The following is a 23,680-nucleotide window of genomic DNA, read 5'->3' as shown; positions in this document are numbered from 1 at the left end:
CTCCGACAGATGCGGCGCATAAAGACCGCATTTGCGGGGTCATGCCGCGGCCAACAAACTCAACAGATGTGATGCCACCGCATCCGAAATGCGATCATGCTCTTTCGGCCCCAGCATCAGCCGTGCCGCCGGCAGATCCATCGGGCCAAAAATCATACCCGGAACATCCTGCGCCTGCGCGGCCGTTGCGACCTCCAACTCGATCACACCATCAACGCTGGGCCGCAGCACGTCCACCATGGAGCGCTCCACGAGGCTCGGCGACGGCCCCAGGGTCTCGGCGGTTCCCATGTCGTAGCGCAGCCACAGCAACACCACACGCCCCTGCAGCCCATCGATCAACCGACCCATGCGCATGAGCCAGGTTTCCTGCAGCTCCGCACAGACCCGCTCGAACCGCTCCGAGGACACGGCCTTCAGCGATGTCAGCATGTGTTTGTTGAAATGGTAGTCGGTAAAGTCGATTTCGGGAAACAAATGCACCAACGCATCATAGGGGCGCAGAAAACGGTCATTCCGGCGCGGATGCACCTTGTAGAAACTGTTTGTAAGGTTCTGTGCCCCCATCACCTGCAGGATCGTCAACTGCCCCCCGGCAGCGACCTCCATCAGGCTGTCATCATACACGAAGGCATCGACACCAGCATTTATCGACCCAAGGTTGACACAGGCCAGCCCCACCTGCCCTTCTACACCCTGCGGAAACGGTCGTTCCACAAACCGGCCAAACACCTCAGTCCCACCTAGGAAACTGAGATAAGGATCGCGCAAATCCCGCGCGGGCCCCCTGACATGCAGCCGTGACTCTCCGTAGCTGCATATTCCGCTCACAAGCGCGTCGGCGCTTTTGAGTTCATAGCTCATTTCGTCCACCACTTTTTCACCCAAGAGCCATATTGGCGTCAGAATCTTTCCAAACTGCTAAATGGTGATTTTGCCGAAAACCCGATGTATCTTGCCGGATCGGCCTTGTTTCTGCAGTTGCGAAACCGGTAGTATCCCGCCGCAGGCACAAGGAAAGGCCAACCATCATGGATGTGAAAACAGTCGGGATTATCGGGGCAGGTCAGATGGGCAACGGCATCGCCCATGTCATGGCATTGTCCGGATTTCATGTTGTTCTCAATGACATAAGCCAACAAGCGCTCGACAGCGGCCTGTCTCTGATCCAGAAGAACCTTGCCCGTCAGGCCGGACGCGGCAAGATCTCGGACGAGGAAGTGGCCGCCTCTATGGAGCGGATTTCGACCACGCTGGTGCTGGCCGACATTGGCAAGACCGATCTGGTCATCGAGGCCGCAACCGAACGTGAGACCGTGAAGCAGGCAATTTTCGAAGACCTGCTGCCGCATCTTCTGCCGCATACGATTCTCACCTCCAATACGTCTTCGATTTCCATCACCCGCCTGGCCAGTCGCACCGACCGACCGGAGCGCTTCATGGGCTTCCACTTCATGAACCCGGTGCCGGTGATGCAGCTGGTCGAACTCATTCGCGGCATCGCCACCGATGAAGACACGTTCAAGACCTGCCAGGCCGTGGTGGAAAAGCTCGGCAAGACCGCAGCCAGCGCCGAGGACTTCCCGGCGTTCATCGTCAATCGCATCCTGATGCCGATGATCAACGAGGCGGTCTACACGCTCTACGAGGGGGTTGGCTCGGTACGTTCGATCGACGAATCGATGAAGCTGGGCGCCAACCATCCGATGGGACCGCTGGAGCTGGCGGACTTCATCGGCCTCGACACCTGCCTTGCGATCATGAACGTGCTGCACGATGGGCTGGCGGACACGAAATACCGTCCCTGCCCGCTGCTCACCAAATACGTCGAGGCTGGCTGGCTTGGTCGCAAGACCCAGCGTGGCTTCTACGACTACCGCGGTGAGACCCCGGTCCCCACGCGCTAAGCGATTCAAGCCGCGTCGTCATCGCCTGCCGTCAGAACGCAGGCGATGATGCAGGCGCAAAGCTGTTGTCTTGGCGACCGGAGAACAGGCCGCCAGGACATAAGACCTCTCAGCCCTTCTTTCCAAGATTGAGCGTGTGTTCGCGCAGCCAGGCCATGAAGCCGCGTGGATCGCTGTGCAGCCGCTCCATCTGCTCTTCCGTCAGCGCCTCGCCCACCACTGGGGCCTGAGGTTTATTGCATGATCGAACGATTTCATGCAGCAGCAACCCCTGCCGCAAGGTCGGTGAGATCCTGCAGGCAATCTGATAGGCGCGCGAATTCCGGCCCGGGAAGAACATCGGCACGACCTTGGCACCGGAACGGCGAATGAGCTGCGCGGTGAAGACGTTCCACTCCTGCTCGACCGGAGGGCCAAACCAGCTTTCGGACGACATCACAACGCCGGACGGGAACAGCGCGACCACACCGCCTTCTTTCAGATGCGCCATTGCCTTGGCGCGCATCTCAACCATCTTGCGCTGCGCATCCGGGTCGTGCGGGAACGGCACCGGGATCATGAAAGACGTGGCCGCCTCGTCCAGTCCGGTCAGCACCGAGCGGGTCAGGATACGGTAATCGAGCCGCCGCCGCCCGATCAGGTCGGCAAAGATCATGCCGTCGACCATACCGTGCGGATGGTTTGCCACCACGACCACCGGGCCGTCTTCGGGAATATTGTTGATCTGCTCGTCTGGAGTCTGCAGTTCGATGCCCATGACGTCGAGCGCGCCGCGCCAGAACTTGTTGCCGCGATAGTCAGCATTGCGCTTCTCGAACTTCGAGACCATGCGCAAAATGGTCAGCTTGCCCGTCAACCACTCCAGGGTACGGATCGCCAGCGAGGTCCAGCGGTCGTCAAAGGAATTGGCGTAAGTCAGAGTGCGACGATCATAGACCTCGCCCGTGGAAACGCCCTGCGCGTCCTTCGACGTGAGGCCGGAATCGTTATTATGTGCGGTGTCAGCCACTTTCACCTGTCCCGTCTTTTTGGACCGTTCCGACAGACTAGTAGCCTTCGCCAAATTTGTCAGCCACCAAGGCCGCCACGGCAGAGGCCAACGCATCTGCGTCAGGTCCCGAGGTTTCGACGTCAATAGTCGTTCCCTTCGACGCTGCCAACATCAAAAGCCCCATGATGCTGTCACCCGAGGCCGACATACCATCCTTGATGACTTCTGCGGAGGCATCAAAGCCCTCGACCACTTCCACCAACTTGGCGGACGCACGGGCATGAAGGCCCTTCTCGTTTATAATTTCTAGTGTCTTTCGAGCCATTTATTCTGCCGCGCCCCCTTCAGGGTTCACATTTTGGGAATTGATATATTTGCGCCCTGCTTCCATCGCATGGCGAACTGCATCTGCCACCGGCAGATGGCGGGACTTCGCCAGCTTGATCAACATGGGAAGATTGGCACCATAGAGAATCCGACGGTTGGCGGGCGCACAGGCGCGCAGGCTGAGGTTGGAGGGGCTGCCGCCAAAAAGATCTGTAACCACCACTACACCGTCGCCAATGTCAACGGCATTCGCGGCAGAACAGATCTCATCCTGCTTGGCATCACGATCATCATCAGGGCCGATGGCGATGGCCATCAGCGCAGGCTGACGCCCGACGACATGTTCAACGGCAGCCAAGTACTCCTTGGCCAACCCTCCATGTGCAACAATCACGATCCCGATCAAGCGGCTCTCTCACTTCAATGGCTGGCCAGGCAGCTCGCGGTGCCTAATTGACACCTGCTGGCCTGCGCGTGCAAGGGCCTTTGCCAAGGTTTCGGCCAAAGTAACCGAACGGTGTTGCCCACCTGTGCAACCAAACCCGATGGAGAAATGGGATTTCCCTTCCTCGCGGTAGGCCGGGAGCAACGAAAGGGTCAGATCCAGGACCCGATCAAAGAACCCCTGAAACTTGGCATCCGCCATCACGTAGTCTTGGACTTCGACGTCGCGCCCGTCATGGGACCGCAGCGCTGGTTCCCAATAGGGGTTCGCCAGAAACCGACAATCGAACACCATATCGACGCTGCGCGGGATGCCGCGCTTATATGAAAAACTATGCAGCGCCACCGCAAGGGCGCGGCCACCCTTAGGCGCAAACACCCGCTCTACCTCGGCCCGCAGCTGATGCACGTTCAGCTCCGAGGTATCAATGATGACATCCGAACGGTCACGGATCGCGCGCATCAGATCCAGCTCGCGACTAACACCCAATTCTGGGCTCTCTGCCGGCGACAGCGGATGCCGCCTGCGGGTCTCTGAGAACCGGCGCAGCAGGACTTCAGGTCGCGCGTCCAGATAGACCACAGTGGTTTCGATCCCGCGCCGGCTCTTCAGCAGATCGATCACATCGATCAGCGCTTCGGTCGAAAAATCACGGTTGCGCGGATCCAGCCCCAACACCAGAGGACGATCCGCACCGCCCGCATCCACAAGCCCCGGAACCAGCCGCAATGGCAGGTTGTCGATCGCCTCAAAATCAAGATCCTCCAGCACGTTGAGTGCGGTGGTCCGCCCGGCTCCGGACGGACCGGTCACCAACACGAGGGGCGGCGGCCGCGAGGCAACAGCACCGTTGGCATCACAAAGAGGTTCGATCTCCGTCGGGGTCAATGGCTCCGCCTTTCAGATACTGGATCAGCGCGGCTGCGAAGTGGTCGCCTTCCGCGCGCTTCAGACTGGGCAGTGATACGCCCAGAACCTGCTGTCGTACGTGGCGCGGAAGCCGGTCAGTTTCAAGCTGGCTCATGTCCACAATGACGTGAAGTTGTACCTCAGCCACCGCATCAGCACGCAAGATCCCCACACCGCGTGCCTCGATCAGACCGCAGATCGGCGCTGGTGCCTTTGCGAGCAACCTGGCGCCCGCTCGACGGATCTCCGTGCGATCATCGGACACCAGCGCCGCCCCGCGTGCCATCAACTCAAGCGCCAGAGCAGATTTACCGCTCCCCGACGGACCGGAAATGAGAACGCCGCGCCCCTCGAGCGCGACGCAACTGGCGTGCAATACAGTGCCGGCAGAAGCTCCGGTGACCACGGTCAGACCGGCAGGCCGACCACGAAACGCGCGCCTAGTGGCTCGGAGGTCAGATCCGCTTCGGTCGGGCGAATGTTCTCGGCCCAGATCACGCCGCCATGCGCCTCGACGATCTGCTTGGAAATCGCCAGACCAAGGCCAGAGTTGTTGCCGAAATGCTCGTCCGGACGCTGCGAGTAGAACCGTTTGAAGATCTTCGACAGCGCCTGTTCCGGAATACCGGGGCCCGTGTCCTCAACCACCACAAGCACCCGATTTTCGCGCCGACGCGCCCAGACCCGGATCGCATCGCCCTCCTCGCAGAAAGAGATCGCGTTGGAAATCAGGTTGACGAACACCTGTGCCAAACGCGCCTCAAGACCCCGGATCTCGATCGGCTCATTCGGCAGTTCGGTGATGTAGTCGATGCCCTTGCCGCGTGCATCCTCGCCCAGATACTGGTTCAGATTGCCGAGCATGTGGAGCAGGTCGAAATCCTCTTCGTCCTCCTTCACCAGTTCCGCATCCAGCCGCGACGCGTTGGAGATATCACTCACCAACCGGTCGAGGCGGCGCACATCATGTTCAATCACTTCCATCAGCTTCTCCCGCTGGTCCTCCCGGTGAACCATGCGCAGCGTGCCGACCGCAGACTGCAGGCTGGCCAGAGGGTTCTTGATCTCATGTGCCACATCAGCTGCAAATTGTTCGTTACTATCGATACGATTATATAGCGCTTTTACCATACCACGCAGCGCGCGGCTCAACCGACCGATCTCATCCGGGCGCGCGGAGAGGTCCGGAATACGAATTCGACCCGGTTTTACCTTGTCATCGTCGCGATCCTTACCCAGTTCCGCCGCCTCTGCTAGGTCGGCGAGCGGGTTTGCGATTGTCGAGGCCAGAACGAGACTGAGACCGACAGACACCATCAGCGCCACAATGAACATCTGCAACACGCGCTCGCGTTCGATTCGCACCAACCGGTCGATTTCACCGGTTGCCGATGTCATCACCAGAACACCGGCGGTCTGCCCGGCCTGCATGATCGGCGTGGCTGCGGCGTAAACCGTCCCGCCCGCTGTATCCGGCACCGCAGCGACCTGAGTGCCATCCCGCAAGGCCCGCTCCGTCAAATTTGTCAGCTGGCCTTCGGAAATGGCGACTGCCCCGGTCTGTTCCGGTGCACGACTTCCTCCGACCGCCGTCCAGAGTGACGTGAGCGTATCGGAGATCAGCGTCGAACCGCCCTCGTTTTCGTTCAGCAAGTTCAGGGTGTCAGCCCGCGCAACACCTTTCTGCCGATCCACCAGCGCCTGTGCCGTGTCAAACACGAAGACTTCGACCCCGGCCCGCAGCGACAGGGTCTCCAACGTGGGCTCCACATCGGAATCGGTGATCGCAACCGGCGCGCCTGCAGTCTCTGTCGGCAGCTGCGCTTCTACAACGTCGGCCGCCAGCATCGCCTCGGAGACCAGCGTGCCCAGCCGCTGATACACCAAGCTCTGACGCGCGGAATTCAGGTATAGGATGCCTGACACCATGATGATCAGAGCGATCAGGTTGAAGGTGATAATCTTGCGCGTCAGGGGCGAGCTGCGCAGGGACAAAAATCCCCGACGCGCCCGCTTCGCCTGCATCTCGCGCCCAACGGTCTGTTCTGGTGCAACCCAATCGTCACCGAGAACAAGGTCATTGTCCCGACGTTCATCCCGATCCATCTGCCGGTACGAATCCGTCATGCCACTGTCGCGCATGCGCGTATGTCTCCACCCAAGCTCCCGAAGATCGGAAACTTACTCTTCATTGTAGCGATAGCCGATCCCATAGAGGGTCTCGATCGCCGCAAAATCAGGATCCGCGCTCCGCATCTTCTTGCGCAGGCGTTTGATATGGCTGTCGATGGTCCGGTCATCCACATAGACCTGATCGTCGTAGGCCACATCCATCAACTGATCGCGGCTTTTGACAAATCCGGGGCGTTGCGCCAGGGCCTGCAACAACAGGAACTCGGTCACGGTCAAGGACACGTCCTGCCCTTTCCAGCTGACCGCGTGGCGCAGCGGGTCCATGCGCAGCTCGCCGCGTTCCATCACCTTGGTTTCGGGCGCTGTGCCGACCTCATCGGTGGCCACGGCTTCCTGACGGCGCAGCAGCGCACGGATGCGTTCCACCAACAAGCGCTGTGAAAAGGGTTTCTTGACATAATCGTCCGCGCCCATGCGCAGGCCAAGCACCTCGTCGATCTCATCATCCTTGGAGGTGAGGAAGATCACCGGCATCTGGCTTTTCTGGCGCAGGCGCTGCAGCAAATCCATGCCGTCCATCCGGGGCATCTTGATGTCCAGAACCGCCATGTCCGGCAGGCGTTTGTTAAAGGCGTCGAGTGCAGCCTGTCCGTCGTGGTAGGTTTCGACCTCGAACCCTTCGGCCTCCAGCGTCATAGACACCGAGGTCAGAATGTTCCTGTCGTCATCGACCAAAGCAATCTTTGACATCGGAATTAGCCCTATCTGCTCATTATTCGTTTATTTTACGTCCTTTGTCGCTTGGAAGACGCCGCGAATCAATCCCTGATTAACGAATCAGGCAAAATCTTGGCATCCATTGACGCAAAAATGTCTTAGCATTGGTTAAAGACCGCCAAGTGAAACTGCGATGGCGCCTATGCGAAACATTGGTGGCGCTAAAGGTTTGCGTGGTTGCGCTAACTGCGCCAAAGCGTCCTGTTCTTTCCGCAAAACCTCATGTTAAGACCCGTTCAGGAGGTGCTATTATTGCGCCTCGGTGCCAATCGGCGCAGCGAAAGTTCCATGCGGCCACAGCCCTACGCAACAGGCCGACACCCAGGAGAGACAAGCGATGACATCTGGACGGGTAAACCCGCAATTCCGCCTCGAGGATCAAGGGATCGAGGGTCTGGGCAATGTCTATTACAACCTCATGGAGCCTGCGCTGGTCGAAGCGGCCCTGGGCCGCGGCGAAGGCACGCTGGGCAAGGGCGGCGCCTTCCTGGTGACCACCGGCAAGTTCACCGGCCGCTCCCCCAAGGATAAGCATGTGGTCAAGAGCGACAGCGTCGCCGACACCATCTGGTGGGAGAACAACGCAGAAATGACCCCCGAGGGGTTCGACGCGCTCTACCTCGACATGCTGGAGCACATGAAAGGCCGCGAGTATTTCGTGCAGGATCTCGTGGGCGGCGCCGACCCGGTGCATGCGATCAACGTGCGCATGGTGACCGAGCTGGCCTGGCACAGCCTGTTCATCCGCCACCTGCTGCGGCGTCCCGACCTTGAGGATCTGGATGATTTCGTGTCCGATTTCACCATCATCAACTGCCCCAGCTTCCAGGCCGACCCGGCCAAGCACAATTGCCGCTCCGAAACCGTGATCGCGCTCAACTTCGACCGCAAGCTGATCCTGATCGGCGGCACCGAATATGCCGGCGAGAACAAGAAATCCGTCTTCACCCTGCTGAACTACCTCCTGCCGGAAAAGGGCATCATGCCGATGCACTGCTCCGCCAACCACGCCAAGGGCAACCCTGTCGACACTGCGGTGTTCTTCGGCCTCTCCGGCACTGGCAAGACCACGCTTTCCGCCGACCCGGACCGGGTGCTGATCGGCGATGACGAGCATGGCTGGGCCTCCAACGGCACCTTCAATTTCGAGGGCGGCTGCTACGCCAAGACCATCAACCTCAACCCCGAAGCCGAACCCGAGATCTACGCCACCACCGAGAAATTCGGCACCGTGATCGAGAACATGACCTTCGATCCGCAGACCTTCGACCTCAACTTCGAGGACGACAGCCTGACCGCCAACATGCGGTGTGCCTACCCGCTGCACTACATCTCCAACGCCTCGGCCTCGGCGCGCGGCGGTCACCCCAAGAACATCATCATGCTGACCTGTGATGCCTTTGGCGTGCTGCCTCCGATCGCCCGTCTGACCCCGGCGCAGGCGATGTATCACTTCCTCTCCGGCTTCACCTCCAAGGTGGCGGGCACCGAGCGTGGCGTGACCGAACCGGAGCCCACGTTTTCCACCTGCTTTGGTGCGCCCTTCATGCCGCGCCGCCCGGAGGTTTACGGCAACCTCCTGCGCGAGAAGATCGCCCAACATGGTGCCAGCTGCTGGCTGGTGAACACCGGCTGGACCGGCGGCGCCTACGGCACCGGCTCGCGGATGCCGATCAAGGCGACCCGCGCGCTCCTGACCGCTGCCCTCGACGGATCGCTCGCCAATGCGGACTTCCGCAAGGATCCGAACTTTGGCTTCGACGTGCCGGTCGCGGCCCCCGGCGTTGCCGAAGTGCTGCTGGATCCGCGCCGCACCTGGGACGACACATCCGCCTATGACGTCCAAGCCGAGAAGCTGGTGCAAATGTTCTCTGACAACTTCGAGCAATACCTGCCCTATATCGACGATGACGTGAAAGCCGCGGCGATCTGCTGATCCCGGCCCTCGGTCAGACATAAAGTGAAACACAAAAACCCCCGCCATCGTGCGGGGGTTTTCTGTTGCAGGCGTTCAGTGCGACCGATCTCTACTCGTCAGCCTGAGGTCAGTTCTGCTGCCGGATGACGGTCGCCACCATGCCGCCAATGACCCGGCTCGCCTTGATCGAAGGGTGCATCCGGTCGGCGGCGTGAAAGCTGAGGTCGCCATGCGGCACCAACCCGGCAGCCGGCAGAAAGGTCACCCCGTCGTCCCGCGCCGCCAGTTGGGTCAGCCGGGCATCCAGAATGTCTCCCTCGTCCCGGCACGCCTCGATCGGTGAGGAGCGTCCGGGACTGCGCAGATACCCCAGCACGATAACCTTCGCACCCGCCGCACGAATGCGGGCCACCAACTCTGGCAGGGCGCCCTGCGCGCCATCGTCCGAGATCAGCTTGTCCAGCTTGCGGTCGCAGACCGCACAGCCGCACCCCAAGAGCAGGTCGTTGCCACCGCCGTTCAGGATCACCCAATCCCAGGGACCGGCGCGGTATTGTTTGGGTATCGACAGCCCAGCCGCGCCACTGATGGGCAGCCGGTAAATCATCCGCGCGCCCGTCACCGAACGGTCGATGACCGGCTCCTGCAACTCGGATGCGACCACATCGGGGATCGACTGGCCGCTCAGACCGTTCCACGCCATCATCGAATCCCCCATGGCGAGAATCCGGGCCTCCCGCCCCACGGGGCTGTCGCCGCAAGCAGTAAGAAAGAGCAGGCTGAGGAGCAGGAAAGGAATACGGATCATAGTCACCTGCATAGCATGAGCCCCGCCAATTGGCAGATGATAAAGTCGCAAAGGGCAGCGCCTGACCCTGGGTGGGGGCGAAGCGCCCTCCCGTGGGGAGGGTCGGGCGCTGTCCGGCCTGCAGGCCGAACGCATAGTCTCTCAAATGGGCGCTACGCCAGCAGCCGCCGCGCGATAACCTGCGCCTGGATCTCCGCCGCACCTTCAAAGATGTTCAGAATGCGCGCATCACACAGCACCCGCGAAATCTTGTATTCCAGCGCAAACCCGTTGCCGCCGTGGATCTGCAAGCCATTGTCCGCTGCAGCCCAAGCCACCCGCGCGCCCAGCAGTTTTGCCATCCCGGCCTCCAGATCGCAGCGATGGCCATTGTCCTTTTCCCATGCGGAGAAATAGGTCAGCTGCCGCGCCACCATCACCTCGACCGCCATCATCGCCAGTTTCGATGACACCCTCGGGAAGTTGATCAGCGCTTTGCCGAATTGCTTGCGGTCCTGCGCGTATTGCATGGAGATATCGAGCGCCGATTGCGCCACCCCGATGGCCCGCGCCGCGGTCTGGATGCGGGCGCTCTCAAACGTCTCCATCAACTGCTTGAAGCCCTTGCCCTCTTCGCCACCCAGAAGGTTTTCGCCCTTCACGTGGAAGCCATCAAAGGCCAGTTCGTATTCCTTCATGCCGCGATAACCCAAGACCTCGATCTCGCCGCCGGTCATGCCGTCGGTCGGGAACGGGTTCTCATCCGTGCCCGGCACCTTCTCCGCCAGGAACATCGACAGGCCGCGATGGTCCGTGGTCTCCGGGTTGGTGCGCGCCAAAAGCGTCATCACATGGGTGCGCGCCGCATGGGTGATCCAGGTCTTGTTGCCGGTAACTGTGTAGTCGCCGTTGTCCCCCTTGACCGCCCGCGTCCGCAGGGCGCCCAGGTCAGAGCCGGTGTTGGGCTCGGTGAACACCGCCGTCGGTAGGATCTCCGCGCTGGCAATCCTCGGCAGCCAGTTGGCTTTTTGGTCGTCGGTGCCCCCGGCGAGGATCAGCTCGGCGGCAATCTCGGAGCGGGTGCCGAGGCTGCCGACGCCGATATAACCGCGTGACAACTCCTCGGAGACCACGCACATGGACGCCTTGGACAGGCCAAAGCCGCCAAACTCCTCCGGGATGGTCAGGCCAAAGACCCCCATCTCGGCCAGCTCCTCGATCACCTCGATCGGGATCAACTCGTCCTTGAGGTGCCAGTCATGGGCAAAGGGCTCGACCTTTTCCTGCGCGTAGCGGCGGAATTGGTCGCGGATCATCTCCAGCTCCTCGTCGAGACCGGAGGTGCCGAACATGGTGCTGCCGGACTGCTGCTCCATCAGCTCGACCAGCCGCACCCGCGCGGCTTGGGTGTTGCCGGACTGTGTCAGCGTCATCACCGCCGGGGCCATCAGCGCGCGTTGATCGTCCTGGCCGAGGCCTAGATCCTGCAGGCGCAGCACCTCACCCTGGTTCATCTGGATGCCGCCGTAGATCTGCCAGAGGTATTCGCCAAAGGCGATCTGGTGGATCAGCTGCTCCATCTCGCCCAGCTTACCCGCACCCGAGAGCGCCTCGGCCCAGCGGTGCATCTGGCGCAGCGCATAGACATAGGTGGCCAGCCAGGCCAGCCCGTGCGCGGCATATTGGTTCTGCTCGACCAAAGCGCCCGAGACCCGAAGCCCGTCGCTGACCGTCGCACGCACCCGGGCTGTAGCGATCTCCAGCAGCTCATCCAGTGGCGTCAGAGCGTCTCGTGTCAGCGCCAGCAAATCCGGCAGCAATGGCGCGCTTGGGTTCATGTCCTGTCCGTCCATTTGTCCGTCATGGGGCATCGGTCACATCCTCTTCAGGTCTGGCTCGGTGATAGGCCACTTTGCAGGTGCAGCGCAACAATAAATCCGAAATGATCCATCATTCATTCATTAATTACCCTTTCGTTTTTGCAGTGCAGCGCCCTCCGGATGTGCTATGCGCAAGTTTATGATGGATCTTTTTCCCTTTCTCGCGCCGGCCGGATTCGTGCTGGCCTTTGCCGTGGCGCTAGTCGCAGGCACCATCAAGGGCATTGTCGGCTTTGCCATGCCGATGATCATGGTCTCGGGACTGAGCTCGATCATGGCACCGGATCTGGCATTGGCCGGGCTGATCCTGCCGACGCTGGTGACCAACGGGTTTCAGGCAATGCGGCAGGGCCCTCGCGCGGCCTGGCAGTCGATGAAGCGCTTTCGCGCTTTCCTGCTGGTGGGTGGCGTTTTCCTCATGTTGAGCGCGCAGCTGGTGCGGGTCTTGCCAGCGCAGGTGATGCTCCTGATCATCGGCGGGCCGATCACACTTTTTGCCGTGACCCAGCTGATGGGCAAGCATCTGGTGCTGCACGCCCCCTCGCGCCGGATGGAAATCGGCATCGGTGCCTTTGCCGGCTTCATCGGCGGCTTTTCCGGCATCTGGGGGCCGCCCACTGTCGCCTATCTGACCGCACTTGGGACTGAAAAACGCGAACAGATGCGCATCCAGGGGGTGATCTACGGGCTGGGTGCGGTGGTGCTGTTTTTTGCACATGTCGGCTCCGGTGTGATGCGCAGTGAAACGCTGCCATTCTCGGTCCTGATGATCCTGCCGGCACTGTTTGGCATGTGGCTGGGTGGACGATTGCAGGACAAGATCGACCAGAAGACCTTTCGCCGGGCGACCCTCTTTGTGCTGCTGGTCGCGGGACTAAACCTCATGCGCCGCGCGCTGGTGGGCTGAGCCGATGTCACTGGATCTCAGCACTCGCCTTTCAGCCAGTCAGATCGCCGGTGGCACCATTGTCGTGTCGTTGCTGGTCCTGGCGCTGAAGCTCGGCGCCTGGGCACTGACCGACTCCGTCGCCCTGTTCTCCGATGCGATGGAAAGCCTGGTGAACGTGTCGGCCGCAGTGTTGGCGTGGTTCGCCATCCGCTACGCCGAACGCCCGGCGGACGACGGCCATCCGTTCGGACATCACAAGGCCGAATACTTCTCCGCGGTGATCGAAGGCATCATGATCATTCTCGCCGCCGCATTGATCGTGCATCAGGCGATCTCTGCGCTGACCTCGGGCGCCATGGCAAACCTGACGCCCGTCGCCCTGGTCGTCAATGCGGCTGCACTCGCGGTCAACCTCCTCTGGGCGCAGATCTTGCTGCGCTCAGGTCTACGCCTGAAATCACCCGCCTTCGAGGCCGGTGGGCGCCACCTGATGAGCGACGTCTGGACCTCGGCCGGGGTGATGGGCGGGCTGATACTGGTGCTGGTCACCGGCTGGACGGTTCTGGATCCGATCCTGGCGCTGCTAGTTGCGGTGAACATCCTGCGTGAGGGGCTGCATGTGGTCTCCGACTCCGTGGACGGTCTGATGGACAAGGCCGCATCTGACGAGGAACAGGACAAGATCCGCACTGTAATCCTCGGCTCTGGCGGCGGCGCACTGCAGATCCACGACATCAAGACCCGCCGCGCGGGTAAGGCGATTTTTGTGGAGTTCCACATGGTGGTCGACGGCGCAATGACGGTGGCGCAAAGCCATGACATCTGTGATCGGCTGGAACACGAGATCGAGGCCACCCTGCCCGGTGTGCATGTCACCATCCATGTGGAGCCCGACCACAAGCTGGAAGACAGCGGGCTGGAACCGACGCCCCCTGCCCCCCGCTGACAGCCCACCCTGCAGGAGGGTTTGCGCTGCGCTCCGCGCATCGCGCGGGGGCGGGGGCCGCGCCTGCGGCGCGGCCCCCGCCCGGCCCAACTGCCATGTGGCAGCCGACCGAAAGGTCGGGTGAGCATGGCGGGCGGGAGCACCCCCTTGCGACGACATCATACGGGCAGGTTGCAATTCCGGAGCCGAGAGGCTTTTTAGGCCAAAGCCCACCAACTGGCACAGGAGAGAGCACCCGATGGACTGGACCCAGCTGCTGAACCCGGGACGCCTGTGCCGCCCCGACTACGCCGACAAACCGGATCGCCCGGCCTATCTGCAGGACTACGACCGCATCCTGTTCTCGGAACCGTTCCGCCGCCTCGCGCAGAAGACGCAAGTTCACCCGCTCTATGACCACGATCATGTGCACCATCGGATGATCCACTCGATGGAGACCTCCTCGGTGGGCCGGTCGCTGGGAATCCAGGTCGGGCAGGCGCTGGTCAAGGACGGGCGCCTGCAGGAGGGGCTGCAGCATGTGATCGCAGGCACCGTGCAGGCCGCTTGCCTAGTGCATGACATCGGAAACCCGCCGTTTGGTCACTCCGGCGAGGCGAGCATCGGCGCCTGGTTTGCCCAGAAGTTTGCCGCCGACGCGGGCAAGCGCAGCGGCATCGCCGGAGGGATCCCCCCGGAACGTCGTGCCGAGTTTACCGCCTTTGAAGGCAACGCACAGGGCTTTCGCATCGTGTCCCGGCTAGAGATGGCGCGGCGCGAGGGCGGCATGCGCCTGTCCTATGCCACCCTTGGTGCCTTTGCCAAATACCCCTGCACCGCCGCCGCAGCAGCCGACGCAGGGCACTCTTACGTTGGCCTGAAGAAATTCGGCACCTTCGCAAGCGACGAAGACCTCTTTGCCGAAGTCGCAACCGCCCTTGGCCTGCCCGAGGAGCGCACGGCCGCAGGACATCGCTGGTGGCGCCGCCATCCGCTGGCCTTCCTTGTCGAGGCGGCGGATGACATCTGCTACCGCATTCTCGACCTCGAGGATGCCGCTACCGTCGGTGACCTCGACAGCGCCGTTGTGTCGGAGATCCTCGAAGAGATCACCGGCAAGCCCAACCGCGCACCCGATCCCGGCATGACGCTCAGCGACCGCACGGGGATGCTGCGTGCCATGGCCATCGGCGCTGCCATCGACAGTGCGGTGACGGCGTTCCTCGACCACTACGATGACATCATGGCGGGCACGTTCAATGACGGGCTGATGGAAGTTTCCTCAAAGGCCTCCGCCTTCAAACGTCTCAAGGAGATCTCCAACGCCCGCATCTTCACCGCCCAGCGCAAGACCGAGTTGGAGGTGGTGGGACGCAAGGTGCTGTTCACCATCCTTGACGAGTTCCATGACCTGTTCATCGCCTTGAAGGACTGCAACTGGGACGCGGAACAGCTGCTGCAGGAGCATGGCTACTGGACGCAACTGGTGCGCGCGGTGGATCTGGATCTGCGCGGTATCGAGGACGACTACACCGCGGCCCATGCGCTGACCGATTTTGTCTCCGGCATGACAGACCGCTACGCCCTGCGGGTGCGGGACATGATCACCGGGCAGGTGCCCAGCTAAGAGCACCGGCACGGGCGCTGTCCAGGCGCATCACAGGACAGCGCCCAGGCGATACGACAGCCCTTCTGACCCAATGTTTCGCGCGCGAAACAATAGGGCAGCAGGCGCGACCTATCATTTTGTTTTCATTAAACATTCCAAACATATCCCGAACGCTGCGCCCGGTGCAACGGCAACAGCTGCACGGCAAAAAGCCCCCTCCTTTCGGAGAGGGCTTTCCACAGATCTTCGACCTATGACTTAGCCGAAAGCGGCGCCGTCTTCGCGCCAGACGGTGACCACGGCAGAGCGTGGCTTGCCGTTGCCATCGGGCCATGCGCCGCCCGGGTGCTGCACGCCGACGAAGGCGACTGTCTTGTCCAGCGACCAGCACAGGCCGGTCACCTCGGCACCGTTCGGTACCGTCATGAAGCGGGCGATCTCACCCGATTCCGGATCGCCGACCAGCATCTGGTTGTTGCCCTGACCGGCAAATTCACCCTCGTTGCTGTCGTCGCCATCGGTCTGGATCCACAGCATCCCGTCGGAGGAAAAGGCCATGCCGTCGGGCGAGTTGAACATATTGCCCGCGTTGACGTTCTCGGACCCGGCATAGGTGTTGTTGTAGACCGTCGGGTTGCCGGCCATCACGTAGAGATCCCAGGTGAAGGCATCACCGGCGTGATTGTCGTCCGCCGGGGTCCAGCGCACGATTTGACCGTAGTTGTTGGTCTCACGCGGGTTCGGCGCGTTGACCGAGGTGTCGTCGCCGCCAGCATTCGGCTTAACACCACGGTTCTTGTTGTTGGTCAGCGCGCAGTAGCCTTCCGCCTTCAGCGGGTTGCAGGCCACCCACTCGGGGCGGTCCATGGTGGTGCCACCCACGGCAGAGGCCGCCATACGGGTGAAGCAGAGGATCTCTGCCGCGTCCATCCCGGTGGCCTCGGGCGTCAGGGCCAGCCATTCGCCGGTCATGTCGTCGTTGAACTTCGCCACATAAAGCGTGCCGTCGTCCAGCAGACCATCACTGGCCTCCCCTTCGGCCCAGGTGTTGGCGGAGACGTATTTATAGAGGTACTCACCGCGCTCATCATCGCCCATGTAGACCACGATATGGCCATCGGCGGCGTGCACCATCTCGGCGTTTTCATGTTTGAACCGGCCCAGGGCTGTGCGCTTCACCGGGGTGGCGGTCGCATCCGCCGGGTTGATCTCGGTGATGAAGCCGTGGCGGTGCGGCTCGTTCGGCTCTTTCGACAGATCATAACGCTCATCGAATTTCTCATAGGCGTAGCGGCCCGCGCCGCCGATGCCGTAGCGGATGTAGCCCTCGCCCTCTGGCATCTCGCCGGTGGCACCGAAGTAGCCGTTAAAGTTCTCTTCGCAGGTCAGATAGGTGCCCCAGAGCGTCTTGCCGGAGCCGCAGTTGTTCATGGTGCCCTTGACGGTGCGCCCTTCGGGATCGGCCTTGGTCTTGACCAGATCGTGACCGGCCAGCGGACCTGCGAGGGTCATCTCGGTCTCATGGGTGATGCGGCGGTTCAGCGGGCTGTCTTTCACCACGGCGTAGCCACTTTCGCCCTTGGCGATTTCCATCACCGTGACGCCCTGCAGGTTTTTCAGCAGGGTCACCTCGTCGGCCGTCTGCGGCACCCCATCAGAGGCGGCGGGCAGGTTGATCTTCGGATTCACATACTCAGAGTTCACCGCAATGACCTCGCGGCCGTCGATCTCGAACAGCTCCATGCCGTCGGTGTTCTCGCCAAAGACCTTGTCGGACATCTCGACCGAAACGCCGTCCTCAGCGGAATAGGCGTCCTCGGCTTCGGACCAGAGCGCATCACCCCAGCGAACCAGAACCTGGCTCCTGTAGCCGGCGGGCACATGCACCGCGTGGTCGGTGGCAATACCGATGGGGTCAAACGCGAATGTGGCGCCACCGGCAGCACGCGATGCGGTGGTGGAGGACATCAGCCCGGTGCCGAAAACCGCCGCGCCGGAGCCAAACGCCAGCGCACCGCCAAGGAACCCGCGACGCGACACCGCGCGTTCGACCACGGCGTCGAACTGGTTTTCATCGGGACGGGGATCCCGGTGCTCGTCAAAGTCGTCCCAGGAAAGATCGATGAGGGTCTTATCAACCATTTTAGTGCGCTCCTCGCTGTCAAATTGGCTGGGATACGACCCCTTCTGCACGGGCCGAACCGCAAGGGCGTTCTTCCCCTCAAGATGTATCATGCGTGTGACGTCGGTGGCCGGGTCTTCGCAGTGTCGCACGAGGCGGCGGTTTTCTGCGCGTGCCGCCTAGAGCCGCCGCGCCAAAACATCGAGAAACCGCCCTCGCGCCTCGGGCACGGGCCGGTTTCCAAGTGCCGGGGCCAGTTTTGATTCGAAGAAAAACCCAGTGGTTCTGAGGCCGGTGAGGACTTCGATATCCTCTGCCGCGCCCTGCCCCAGCATCACCGGCGGCAATTGCAGCAGCCGGTCGGCCCACTCTCCGGCCCCGTCCTGCGACACCGCACGGCCGGTTTTCGGCGATACATAAGTCAGCCCCTCGGTCGCCCCCGTGACGGCACAGGCCGACAGGTCCAGCCCGTAGCCCAGCTCCTCCAGCAGCGCCATTTCCCAGCGCAGATAGGCCAGCGGCCAGAGGTCGTCATTGTCCAGCAGGTCCAGCAGCGCCTCGCTGCGACGGTACAGCCCCGGATGGGGTTCCCGGTCCGGCAGGGCAAAGGCTAGCAGCGCGCAGACCGCGTTGAGCCCGGCGAGCGCCAGCCGACCGGAGAGCGCCGCCGCTGCCCGGCTGCGCAGCGGTTCGGCCTTGAAGGTGCCAAGGTGATCCTCCAGCCGCGCAGACCAGGCCAGATCCAGCTGCGCACCCGGTTGCAGCATCGGCGCCATGCGACGGCTGGCGCCCCCGCGCACGAGGCCGGCATGGCGGCCGTGGTGTTCCGTGAAGACCTCGATCAGGGCGGAGGATTCGCCGTGGCGACGTACCGTCAGCAGAATGCCCTGATCGCGCCAGTCCATTGCTTACTCCAGACCGGGTTCATCAAGCAGGTGGCGACCCGCGCGGTCCTCCACCTCGATCACCCAGAGGTCGCTGTCGAACTGGCGCTGCCTGGCGATAGCGGCTTCGGCTTCGGCATCCTCGCCTGCAGTGAGTTCGACCCATTTGCGGTCTCCGGTCATCAGGTCAAACGACCGCTGATAGACCTGGGCCTGCCCGTCGAGCGTGTTGAGCTTGACCAGCACCGCACCGGCGGTGTCATCACCATGGGCCGTGACAAAGGCCGGAATATCCTGAAACCGCAGGCGGGCCAGATAGGCGTCGACCCAGAAACGGGCGGTGAGGCGGGTCATGAGCACTCCTGCTGCAGTGGCGACCTGCATGGACGCCTCCGGCAGTATTTAGGGAAAGATGGCGGCGCGGCGCAAGGGGCGCGGAGGCTCCGCCGGAGGCAACGGGAGGAGCCTCCGGCGGGGATATTTTCGAGAAGATGAAAGGCTTTTCGCGCCCGCGCCGGGCTGCGGGATTGCAGCCCGGCAGTCAGGTTGCGTCAGGGCGGGGTCAGTTGCCGTCCTTGAACTCCAGGCCCATTTCCGAATAGCGCTCGGATTCCTCGAGCCAGTTGGGCCGCACTTTGATCTGCAGAAACAGGTGGATCTTGCGGTCGAGGAATTCCTCCAGCTCGGCGCGGGCGGCCTGCCCCACCGCCTTGATGGTCTCGCCGCGCTTGCCGAGCACGATGCCCTTGTGACCGTCGCGCACCACATAGACGATCTGGTCGATGCGGGCGGAGCCATCCTTGCGCTCTTCCCATTTCTCGGTCTCGACGGTGAGCTGATAAGGCAGTTCCTGATGCAGCCGCAGGGTCAGTTTCTCGCGGGTCATCTCGGCAGCAATCATGCGCAGCGGCAGGTCGGCAATCTGATCCTCGGGGTAGAGCCAGGGGCCCTCGGGGACCTCCTGGGCCAACCATTTGCGCAGATCTTCGGTGCCATAGCCTTTCTCGGCGGAGATCATGAAGGTCTCGGCAAAGGCAAAGCGGTCGTTGAGATCCTTGGTCAGACCCAGCAGCACGTCCGACTGCACCCGGTCGATCTTGTTGATCGCCAGCGCCACGCGGCGGCCCTCCCCCACTTCGGCGAGGTTTTCCAGGATGCGCTCGACGCCTTCGGTAACGCCGCGATGGGCCTCGATGAGCAGCACGATCACATCGGCATCCGCAGCCCCGCCCCAGGCGGCGGCGACCATGGCGCGGTCAAGGCGGCGGCGCGGCTGGAACAGGCCCGGCGTGTCGACAAACACCAGTTGGCTGCCACCTTCCATTGCCACGCCCCGGATGCGGGCGCGGGTGGTCTGCACCTTGTGGGTGACGATGGAGACCTTGGCCCCCACCATGCGGTTGAGAAGCGTGGACTTGCCCGCATTGGGCTCGCCGATCAGGGCGATGAAGCCCGCGCGTGTACTCATGACTTTTGCTCCAGCTTGGTCAGCAGCGCCTTGGCTGCCGCCTGTTCCGCCAGCCGTTTCGATCCGGCGGTGGCCTGTTCCTCGGTGCCGTCCTGCAAGCGGGCGGCAATGGTAAATACGGGTTCGTGGTCGGGCCCGCTGCGCGCGACCAGCACATAGGCGGGAGGCGGCTGTCGGCGGGCCTGGACATATTCCTGCAGCGAGGTCTTGGGGTCGCGGGCGTCTTCGTCCACGGTACCGACGCGCTTGCCCCAAAGCCGCAGGATCACCGCTTGTGCTGCCTCAAAGCCCGCGTCCTTGTAGACGGCGGCGATCACCGCTTCCATCGCATCGCCCAGCAGCGCCTGTTTGCGCCGCCCACCTGAGAGCATCTCGGAACGGCCGAGTTTCAGGACCGCACCGATGTCGATCTCGCGGGCCACATCGGCGCAGGCTTCCTTGCGCACCAAGGCGTTGAAACGGGGCGCCAGCTGACCTTCGGTGGCCTGCCGGTCATGATCCAGCAATGCCGTGGCCATCACCAGACCCAGCACCCGGTCGCCCAGAAACTCCAGCCGTTGATTGTCCTGCCGGTTCGGCGAAGAGACAGACGGATGGGTCAGTGCCCGGATCAGCAGTTCGGGGTCGGCGAAATCATGGCCGAGCCGTTCCTGAAAGGCATGGATATCCTTGGATAGCTTCACGTGTGGTCCTCAAACTCTGGGGGCAGCGGCTGCCCCGACGGGATCGTTCCTTATCCCAGCGCCGCAGAATAGGAAAGCGCCCCCGGCGGGCTGTTTCCCTGCTTTTGATGACAAACAGGCCCGGCGATGTCCGACGGTCGCATATGCGGGTCCCGTTTGACTAGCATGACGCGCGGCCGGGACAAAGCGACATCGCCGAGGCGTGGCAGGGACGGCTCCGAACGGCACGAGGCCGCGGAGATACACCGCGGCCTCGTCGAAGTGATCAGATCTCAGTGTGCTCAGCTGACGGCCTTGAAGAACCGGTCACTGCGCCACGTCCAGAAAAACAGCATCGACCGCCCGGCGGAGGAGAACATGATACGGTCCGCACGACCGATCAGGTTTTCAAAGGGCACATAGCCGACGCCGCCCACGGCCTGTGGCACGCGGCTGTCGGTGGAGTTGTCACGGTTGTCACCCATGAAGAAGAAGTGCCCCTCGGGCACATGGTAGACTTTGGTGTGGTCGCTGGACTGATTGCCGATATTGATGATCGCGTGGGAAGTGCCGCCCGGCAGCGTTTCGATCTGACGGGACTTCTTGCAGACGCCGCCCTGCCCCACCGGATCATTCTCGCAGCGCGGGAAATTGCCCTGCGGGCCCTGACGCTCCATCGCTTCCTCGAAGTCGCCATCGTCCATCAGCCCGACAGCGGCGCCGTTGATGTGCAACACGCCGTCCTTCATCTGCAGCTTGTCACCGGGGAGGCCAACGAGGCGCTTGATGTAGTCGGTGCGGTTCACCGGATGGCGGAAGACCACTACATCACCGCGCTCCGGCTCGCCGCCAAGGATGCGGCTGTTGTCACCATCAAGAAAGCCACAGATATCCTGCGCGTCGATATTGAGGCCGACCGCCCCGAGACGGATCGAGGGGCAGGAGGCGTAGGAATAGCCATAGGCCATCTTGTTCACGAACAGAAAATCGCCAACCAGCAGCGTTTCCTTCATCGAGCCGGAGGGAATCCAGAAGGGTTGAAAGAACAGGGTGCGGAAGACACCGGCAATCAACAGCGCGTAGACAATTGTCTTGATCGTCTCGAGGATTGAATTCCCGGCAGTGGTTTTCGACGCCATCAGGCTCTCCGGTCTTTTGTGGGCGGGTCGGGGCGTACATGCGGGCAGGCCCGGCGCAAGTCAAGCGATGCCGTCGGGACGGGCCAGATGTGGCTCAGCTGTGGGCACTCTGCCGCAGGTATTGCGGCTTGCCTGCGCGTTGGCCCGCCGCGCGCCTTCGCGATCAACGGGGATGAAACCGAGGCCGAGGTGCAGCCGGGCGCTCACTCCGAGGCCGCGACCACCAGACGGGCCTCAATCAGCACAAAGGCCTGTGCCCAGGGGTGATCATCGGTCAGCGTGACGTGGATGATCGCCTCATGTCCCGCCGGGGTCAGCGCAGCCAGACGATCTGCCGCCCAGCCGGTCACATGCATCACCGGCTGCCCGGTCGAGAGGTTGGAAACCGCCATGTCTTTCCAGGCGATCCCCATGCGCAGGCCGGTGCCCAAGGCCTTTGAGCAGGCTTCCTTGGCAGCCCAGCGTTTGGCGTAGGTGCCCGCAACATCGCGCCGTCGTTCGGATTTTGCCTGTTCCACATCGGTAAAGACCCGATTGCGGAACCGGTCCCCGAAACGGTCCAGCGTGCGCTGGATGCGGTCGATGTTTGCCAGATCGGTGCCGATTCCCAAGATCATCCTCGCCACCAACCGGGCCTCAGCCCCGGCCCTCCTGGCGGTCACGGGTCCGCAGCACGGATTTCGCACCGCTGGCCAGAAAGAACCGAACCAACAAGAACGACATAACCGTCTGGAACAGAAGCGCCCCGGCCACGAACAGGGCACCATAGGGTTGCGACACCATGTACTGCAGCTCGGGAAGCGCCAGACTGAAGGCGACAGCCGAGAGCAGTATCAGCCCCAGAATGACAACCGAGGCGCGGCGGGCAAAGCCCCACATCTCGGATGTGTCAGGCATGCGGTTCTCGGCTTTGGCAAAAGCCTGCCCCTCGACCATCGAGGCCCCCATGGCCGGGATCAACGCCATACCGGCATTGGTGATGTCGAAATCGGCGAGGATCTGCACCAGAGCGCTGACGATGATGATCGCAACGATGATCGCAAGATAAACCAGGGTGAAGCGGCGCAGCTTCATGCGACATCTCCGCGACGGGCCGCATCCATCAGGCGGCGCATTTCCTGCACGGCCGGGGTGAGGCCGCGAAACACCGCCTCGCCGATCAGGAAATGGCCGATGTTCAGCTCAACCACCTCGGGGAAGGCGGCGACGGGCGCGACCGTTTCATAGGTCAGACCATGGCCCGCGTGCACCTCGAGCCCCAGCGAATGGGCAAAGGTGGCCATGTCGCGCAGCCGGTCCAGCTCCGCGTCGCGGGCGGCGAAATCCCCCTCGGCGTGGTGGTCGCAATAGGCGCCGGTGTGCAGCTCGATCACCTCAGCGCCGATGCGATGGGCGGCCTCGATCTGGGCCGGGTCGGCGGCAATGAAGATCGACACGCGGCAACCCGCATCGCGCAGGGGTGCGATGAAATGGGCCAGCTTGTTTTCTTCACGGGCGACTTCCAGCCCCCCTTCGGTGGTGCGTTCCTCGCGCTTTTCCGGCACGATGCAAACCGCGTGGGGTTTGTGACGCAGGGCGATCTTCTGCATCTCATCCGTCGCGGCCATCTCAAAATTGAGCGGTACGGTCAGGGCCGCCATCAACCCGTCGATATCGGCGTCGGTGATGTGGCGGCGGTCTTCGCGCAGATGGGCGGTGATGCCGTCGGCGCCCGCCTCCTCGGCCAGTTTCGCGGCACGGATCGGGTCCGGATAGGCCCCACCACGCGCGTTGCGGACGGTGGCCACGTGATCGATATTCACGCCGAGGCGCAAGTCATTCTGGGACATGAGACGGTCTCTTTGTCATTGGAGGTCTTTTGCCCGAGAGCCTAGCTGGCAGGTTCGCAGAGGCAAGGACCAACGCCCC

General features: G+C 62.3%; 24 protein-coding genes. 5 read left to right on the top strand and 19 right to left on the bottom strand.

What is annotated here, in order from left to right:
* Positions 1 to 39: 39 nt before the first annotated feature.
* Positions 40 to 864, bottom strand: a complete 825-nt coding sequence (locus tag R1T40_RS19085) for a DUF6473 family protein (RefSeq protein WP_317385261.1) — start codon at positions 862 to 864, stop codon at positions 40 to 42.
* A 167-nt stretch (positions 865 to 1,031) separates the two neighbouring features.
* Here R1T40_RS19085 and R1T40_RS19080 point away from each other — a divergent pair, with 167 nt between their 5' ends.
* Positions 1,032 to 1,907, top strand: coding sequence for a 3-hydroxybutyryl-CoA dehydrogenase (locus R1T40_RS19080; protein WP_106164281.1), 876 nt, complete (start codon positions 1,032 to 1,034; stop codon positions 1,905 to 1,907).
* 109 nt (positions 1,908 to 2,016) lie between these two features.
* On the opposite strand, the gene R1T40_RS19075 is transcribed toward R1T40_RS19080, so the two are convergent.
* The 7 genes from R1T40_RS19075 to R1T40_RS19045 are packed head-to-tail and all read right to left on the bottom strand — an operon-like array spanning position 2,017 to position 7,462.
* Positions 2,017 to 2,916 carry a lysophospholipid acyltransferase family protein gene (locus R1T40_RS19075; protein WP_207796933.1) on the bottom strand — a complete coding sequence of 300 codons (900 nt, stop codon included), beginning with the start codon at positions 2,914 to 2,916 and terminating at the stop codon, positions 2,017 to 2,019.
* 37 nt (positions 2,917 to 2,953) lie between these two features.
* The gene (locus R1T40_RS19070; protein WP_106164279.1) at positions 2,954 to 3,223 is read right to left on the bottom strand and encodes an HPr family phosphocarrier protein; all 270 of its coding nucleotides are present in this window, start codon (positions 3,221 to 3,223) and stop codon (positions 2,954 to 2,956) included.
* Positions 3,224 to 3,631: a PTS sugar transporter subunit IIA gene (locus tag R1T40_RS19065; RefSeq protein WP_106164278.1), complete on the bottom strand. Its 408-nt coding sequence runs from the start codon at positions 3,629 to 3,631 to the stop codon at positions 3,224 to 3,226.
* Positions 3,632 to 3,640: 9 nt separating this feature from the next.
* Positions 3,641 to 4,543 (bottom strand): RNase adapter RapZ, encoded by a 903-nt coding sequence (gene rapZ / locus R1T40_RS19060; RefSeq protein ID WP_394805042.1) that lies wholly within the window; start codon positions 4,541 to 4,543, stop codon positions 3,641 to 3,643.
* Positions 4,527 to 4,985, bottom strand: coding sequence for an HPr kinase/phosphorylase (locus tag R1T40_RS19055; RefSeq protein WP_317385260.1), 459 nt, complete (start codon positions 4,983 to 4,985; stop codon positions 4,527 to 4,529). The genes rapZ and R1T40_RS19055 overlap by 17 nt, the downstream gene beginning before the upstream one ends.
* 2 nt (positions 4,986 to 4,987) lie before the next feature.
* On the bottom strand, positions 4,988 to 6,721 hold the full coding sequence (locus tag R1T40_RS19050; RefSeq protein ID WP_317385259.1) for a sensor histidine kinase: 1,734 nt from the start codon (positions 6,719 to 6,721) through the stop codon (positions 4,988 to 4,990).
* Between the two features lie 39 nt (positions 6,722 to 6,760).
* Positions 6,761 to 7,462: a response regulator transcription factor gene (locus R1T40_RS19045; protein ID WP_106164274.1), complete on the bottom strand. Its 702-nt coding sequence runs from the start codon at positions 7,460 to 7,462 to the stop codon at positions 6,761 to 6,763.
* Between the two features lie 364 nt (positions 7,463 to 7,826).
* Here R1T40_RS19045 and R1T40_RS19040 point away from each other — a divergent pair, with 364 nt between their 5' ends.
* A complete protein-coding gene (locus R1T40_RS19040; RefSeq protein ID WP_106164273.1) occupies positions 7,827 to 9,425 on the top strand; it encodes a phosphoenolpyruvate carboxykinase in 1,599 nt (532 codons plus the stop codon).
* A 109-nt stretch (positions 9,426 to 9,534) separates the two neighbouring features.
* On the opposite strand, the gene R1T40_RS19035 is transcribed toward R1T40_RS19040, so the two are convergent.
* Positions 9,535 to 10,215: an SGNH/GDSL hydrolase family protein gene (locus R1T40_RS19035; protein ID WP_317385258.1), complete on the bottom strand. Its 681-nt coding sequence runs from the start codon at positions 10,213 to 10,215 to the stop codon at positions 9,535 to 9,537.
* A gap of 152 nt (positions 10,216 to 10,367) precedes the next feature.
* Positions 10,368 to 12,065: an acyl-CoA dehydrogenase family protein gene (locus tag R1T40_RS19030; protein ID WP_317385257.1), complete on the bottom strand. Its 1,698-nt coding sequence runs from the start codon at positions 12,063 to 12,065 to the stop codon at positions 10,368 to 10,370.
* A gap of 148 nt (positions 12,066 to 12,213) precedes the next feature.
* Here R1T40_RS19030 and R1T40_RS19025 point away from each other — a divergent pair, with 148 nt between their 5' ends.
* The 3 genes from R1T40_RS19025 (at position 12,214) to dgt (ending at position 15,515) form a co-directional block, all read left to right on the top strand.
* A complete protein-coding gene (locus R1T40_RS19025) occupies positions 12,214 to 12,981 on the top strand; it encodes a sulfite exporter TauE/SafE family protein (protein WP_317387003.1) in 768 nt (255 codons plus the stop codon).
* Between the two features lie 4 nt (positions 12,982 to 12,985).
* Complete coding sequence (locus tag R1T40_RS19020; protein ID WP_317385256.1) at positions 12,986 to 13,909, top strand: cation diffusion facilitator family transporter; 924 nt, start codon at positions 12,986 to 12,988, stop codon at positions 13,907 to 13,909.
* Between the two features lie 238 nt (positions 13,910 to 14,147).
* A complete protein-coding gene (dgt, locus tag R1T40_RS19015) occupies positions 14,148 to 15,515 on the top strand; it encodes a dGTP triphosphohydrolase (RefSeq protein ID WP_317385255.1) in 1,368 nt (455 codons plus the stop codon).
* Positions 15,516 to 15,755: 240 nt separating this feature from the next.
* Here the strand turns inward: dgt and R1T40_RS19010 are convergent, their stop codons facing one another.
* The 9 genes from R1T40_RS19010 to R1T40_RS18970 all read right to left on the bottom strand — a co-directional run bounded on the left by R1T40_RS19010 (position 15,756) and on the right by R1T40_RS18970 (position 23,601).
* Positions 15,756 to 17,639 carry a PhoX family protein gene (locus R1T40_RS19010; protein WP_317385254.1) on the bottom strand — a complete coding sequence of 628 codons (1,884 nt, stop codon included), beginning with the start codon at positions 17,637 to 17,639 and terminating at the stop codon, positions 15,756 to 15,758.
* A gap of 159 nt (positions 17,640 to 17,798) precedes the next feature.
* Positions 17,799 to 18,524 carry a DNA repair protein RecO gene (gene recO, locus R1T40_RS19005; RefSeq protein ID WP_317385253.1) on the bottom strand — a complete coding sequence of 242 codons (726 nt, stop codon included), beginning with the start codon at positions 18,522 to 18,524 and terminating at the stop codon, positions 17,799 to 17,801.
* Between the two features lie 3 nt (positions 18,525 to 18,527).
* Complete coding sequence (locus R1T40_RS19000) at positions 18,528 to 18,857, bottom strand: DUF1491 family protein (RefSeq protein ID WP_317385252.1); 330 nt, start codon at positions 18,855 to 18,857, stop codon at positions 18,528 to 18,530.
* Between the two features lie 208 nt (positions 18,858 to 19,065).
* Entirely contained in the window at positions 19,066 to 19,971 is a 906-nt protein-coding gene (gene era, locus R1T40_RS18995) for a GTPase Era (RefSeq protein WP_317385251.1), read from the bottom strand.
* Positions 19,968 to 20,654, bottom strand: coding sequence for a ribonuclease III (gene rnc, locus R1T40_RS18990; RefSeq protein WP_106164265.1), 687 nt, complete (start codon positions 20,652 to 20,654; stop codon positions 19,968 to 19,970). Before rnc ends, era begins: the two co-directional genes overlap by 4 nt.
* Before the next feature lie 281 nt (positions 20,655 to 20,935).
* The gene (lepB, locus tag R1T40_RS18985) at positions 20,936 to 21,772 is read right to left on the bottom strand and encodes a signal peptidase I (protein WP_317385250.1); all 837 of its coding nucleotides are present in this window, start codon (positions 21,770 to 21,772) and stop codon (positions 20,936 to 20,938) included.
* Between the two features lie 203 nt (positions 21,773 to 21,975).
* Complete coding sequence (acpS, locus tag R1T40_RS18980; protein WP_106164263.1) at positions 21,976 to 22,389, bottom strand: holo-ACP synthase; 414 nt, start codon at positions 22,387 to 22,389, stop codon at positions 21,976 to 21,978.
* 19 nt (positions 22,390 to 22,408) lie between these two features.
* The gene (locus tag R1T40_RS18975) at positions 22,409 to 22,846 is read right to left on the bottom strand and encodes an ABZJ_00895 family protein (RefSeq protein ID WP_317385249.1); all 438 of its coding nucleotides are present in this window, start codon (positions 22,844 to 22,846) and stop codon (positions 22,409 to 22,411) included.
* Positions 22,843 to 23,601, bottom strand: a complete 759-nt coding sequence (locus R1T40_RS18970; protein WP_317385248.1) for a pyridoxine 5'-phosphate synthase — start codon at positions 23,599 to 23,601, stop codon at positions 22,843 to 22,845. Before R1T40_RS18970 ends, R1T40_RS18975 begins: the two co-directional genes overlap by 4 nt.
* Between the last annotated feature and the right edge of the window lie 79 nt (positions 23,602 to 23,680).

The sequence above is a fragment of the Tritonibacter scottomollicae genome (assembly GCF_032924845.1).
In the GTDB taxonomy this organism is placed as follows: Bacteria; Pseudomonadota; Alphaproteobacteria; order Rhodobacterales; family Rhodobacteraceae; genus Epibacterium; species Epibacterium scottomollicae.
Note: the sequence above shows the minus strand (reverse complement) of the source record. Positions and strands in the feature narration are given on the sequence as shown.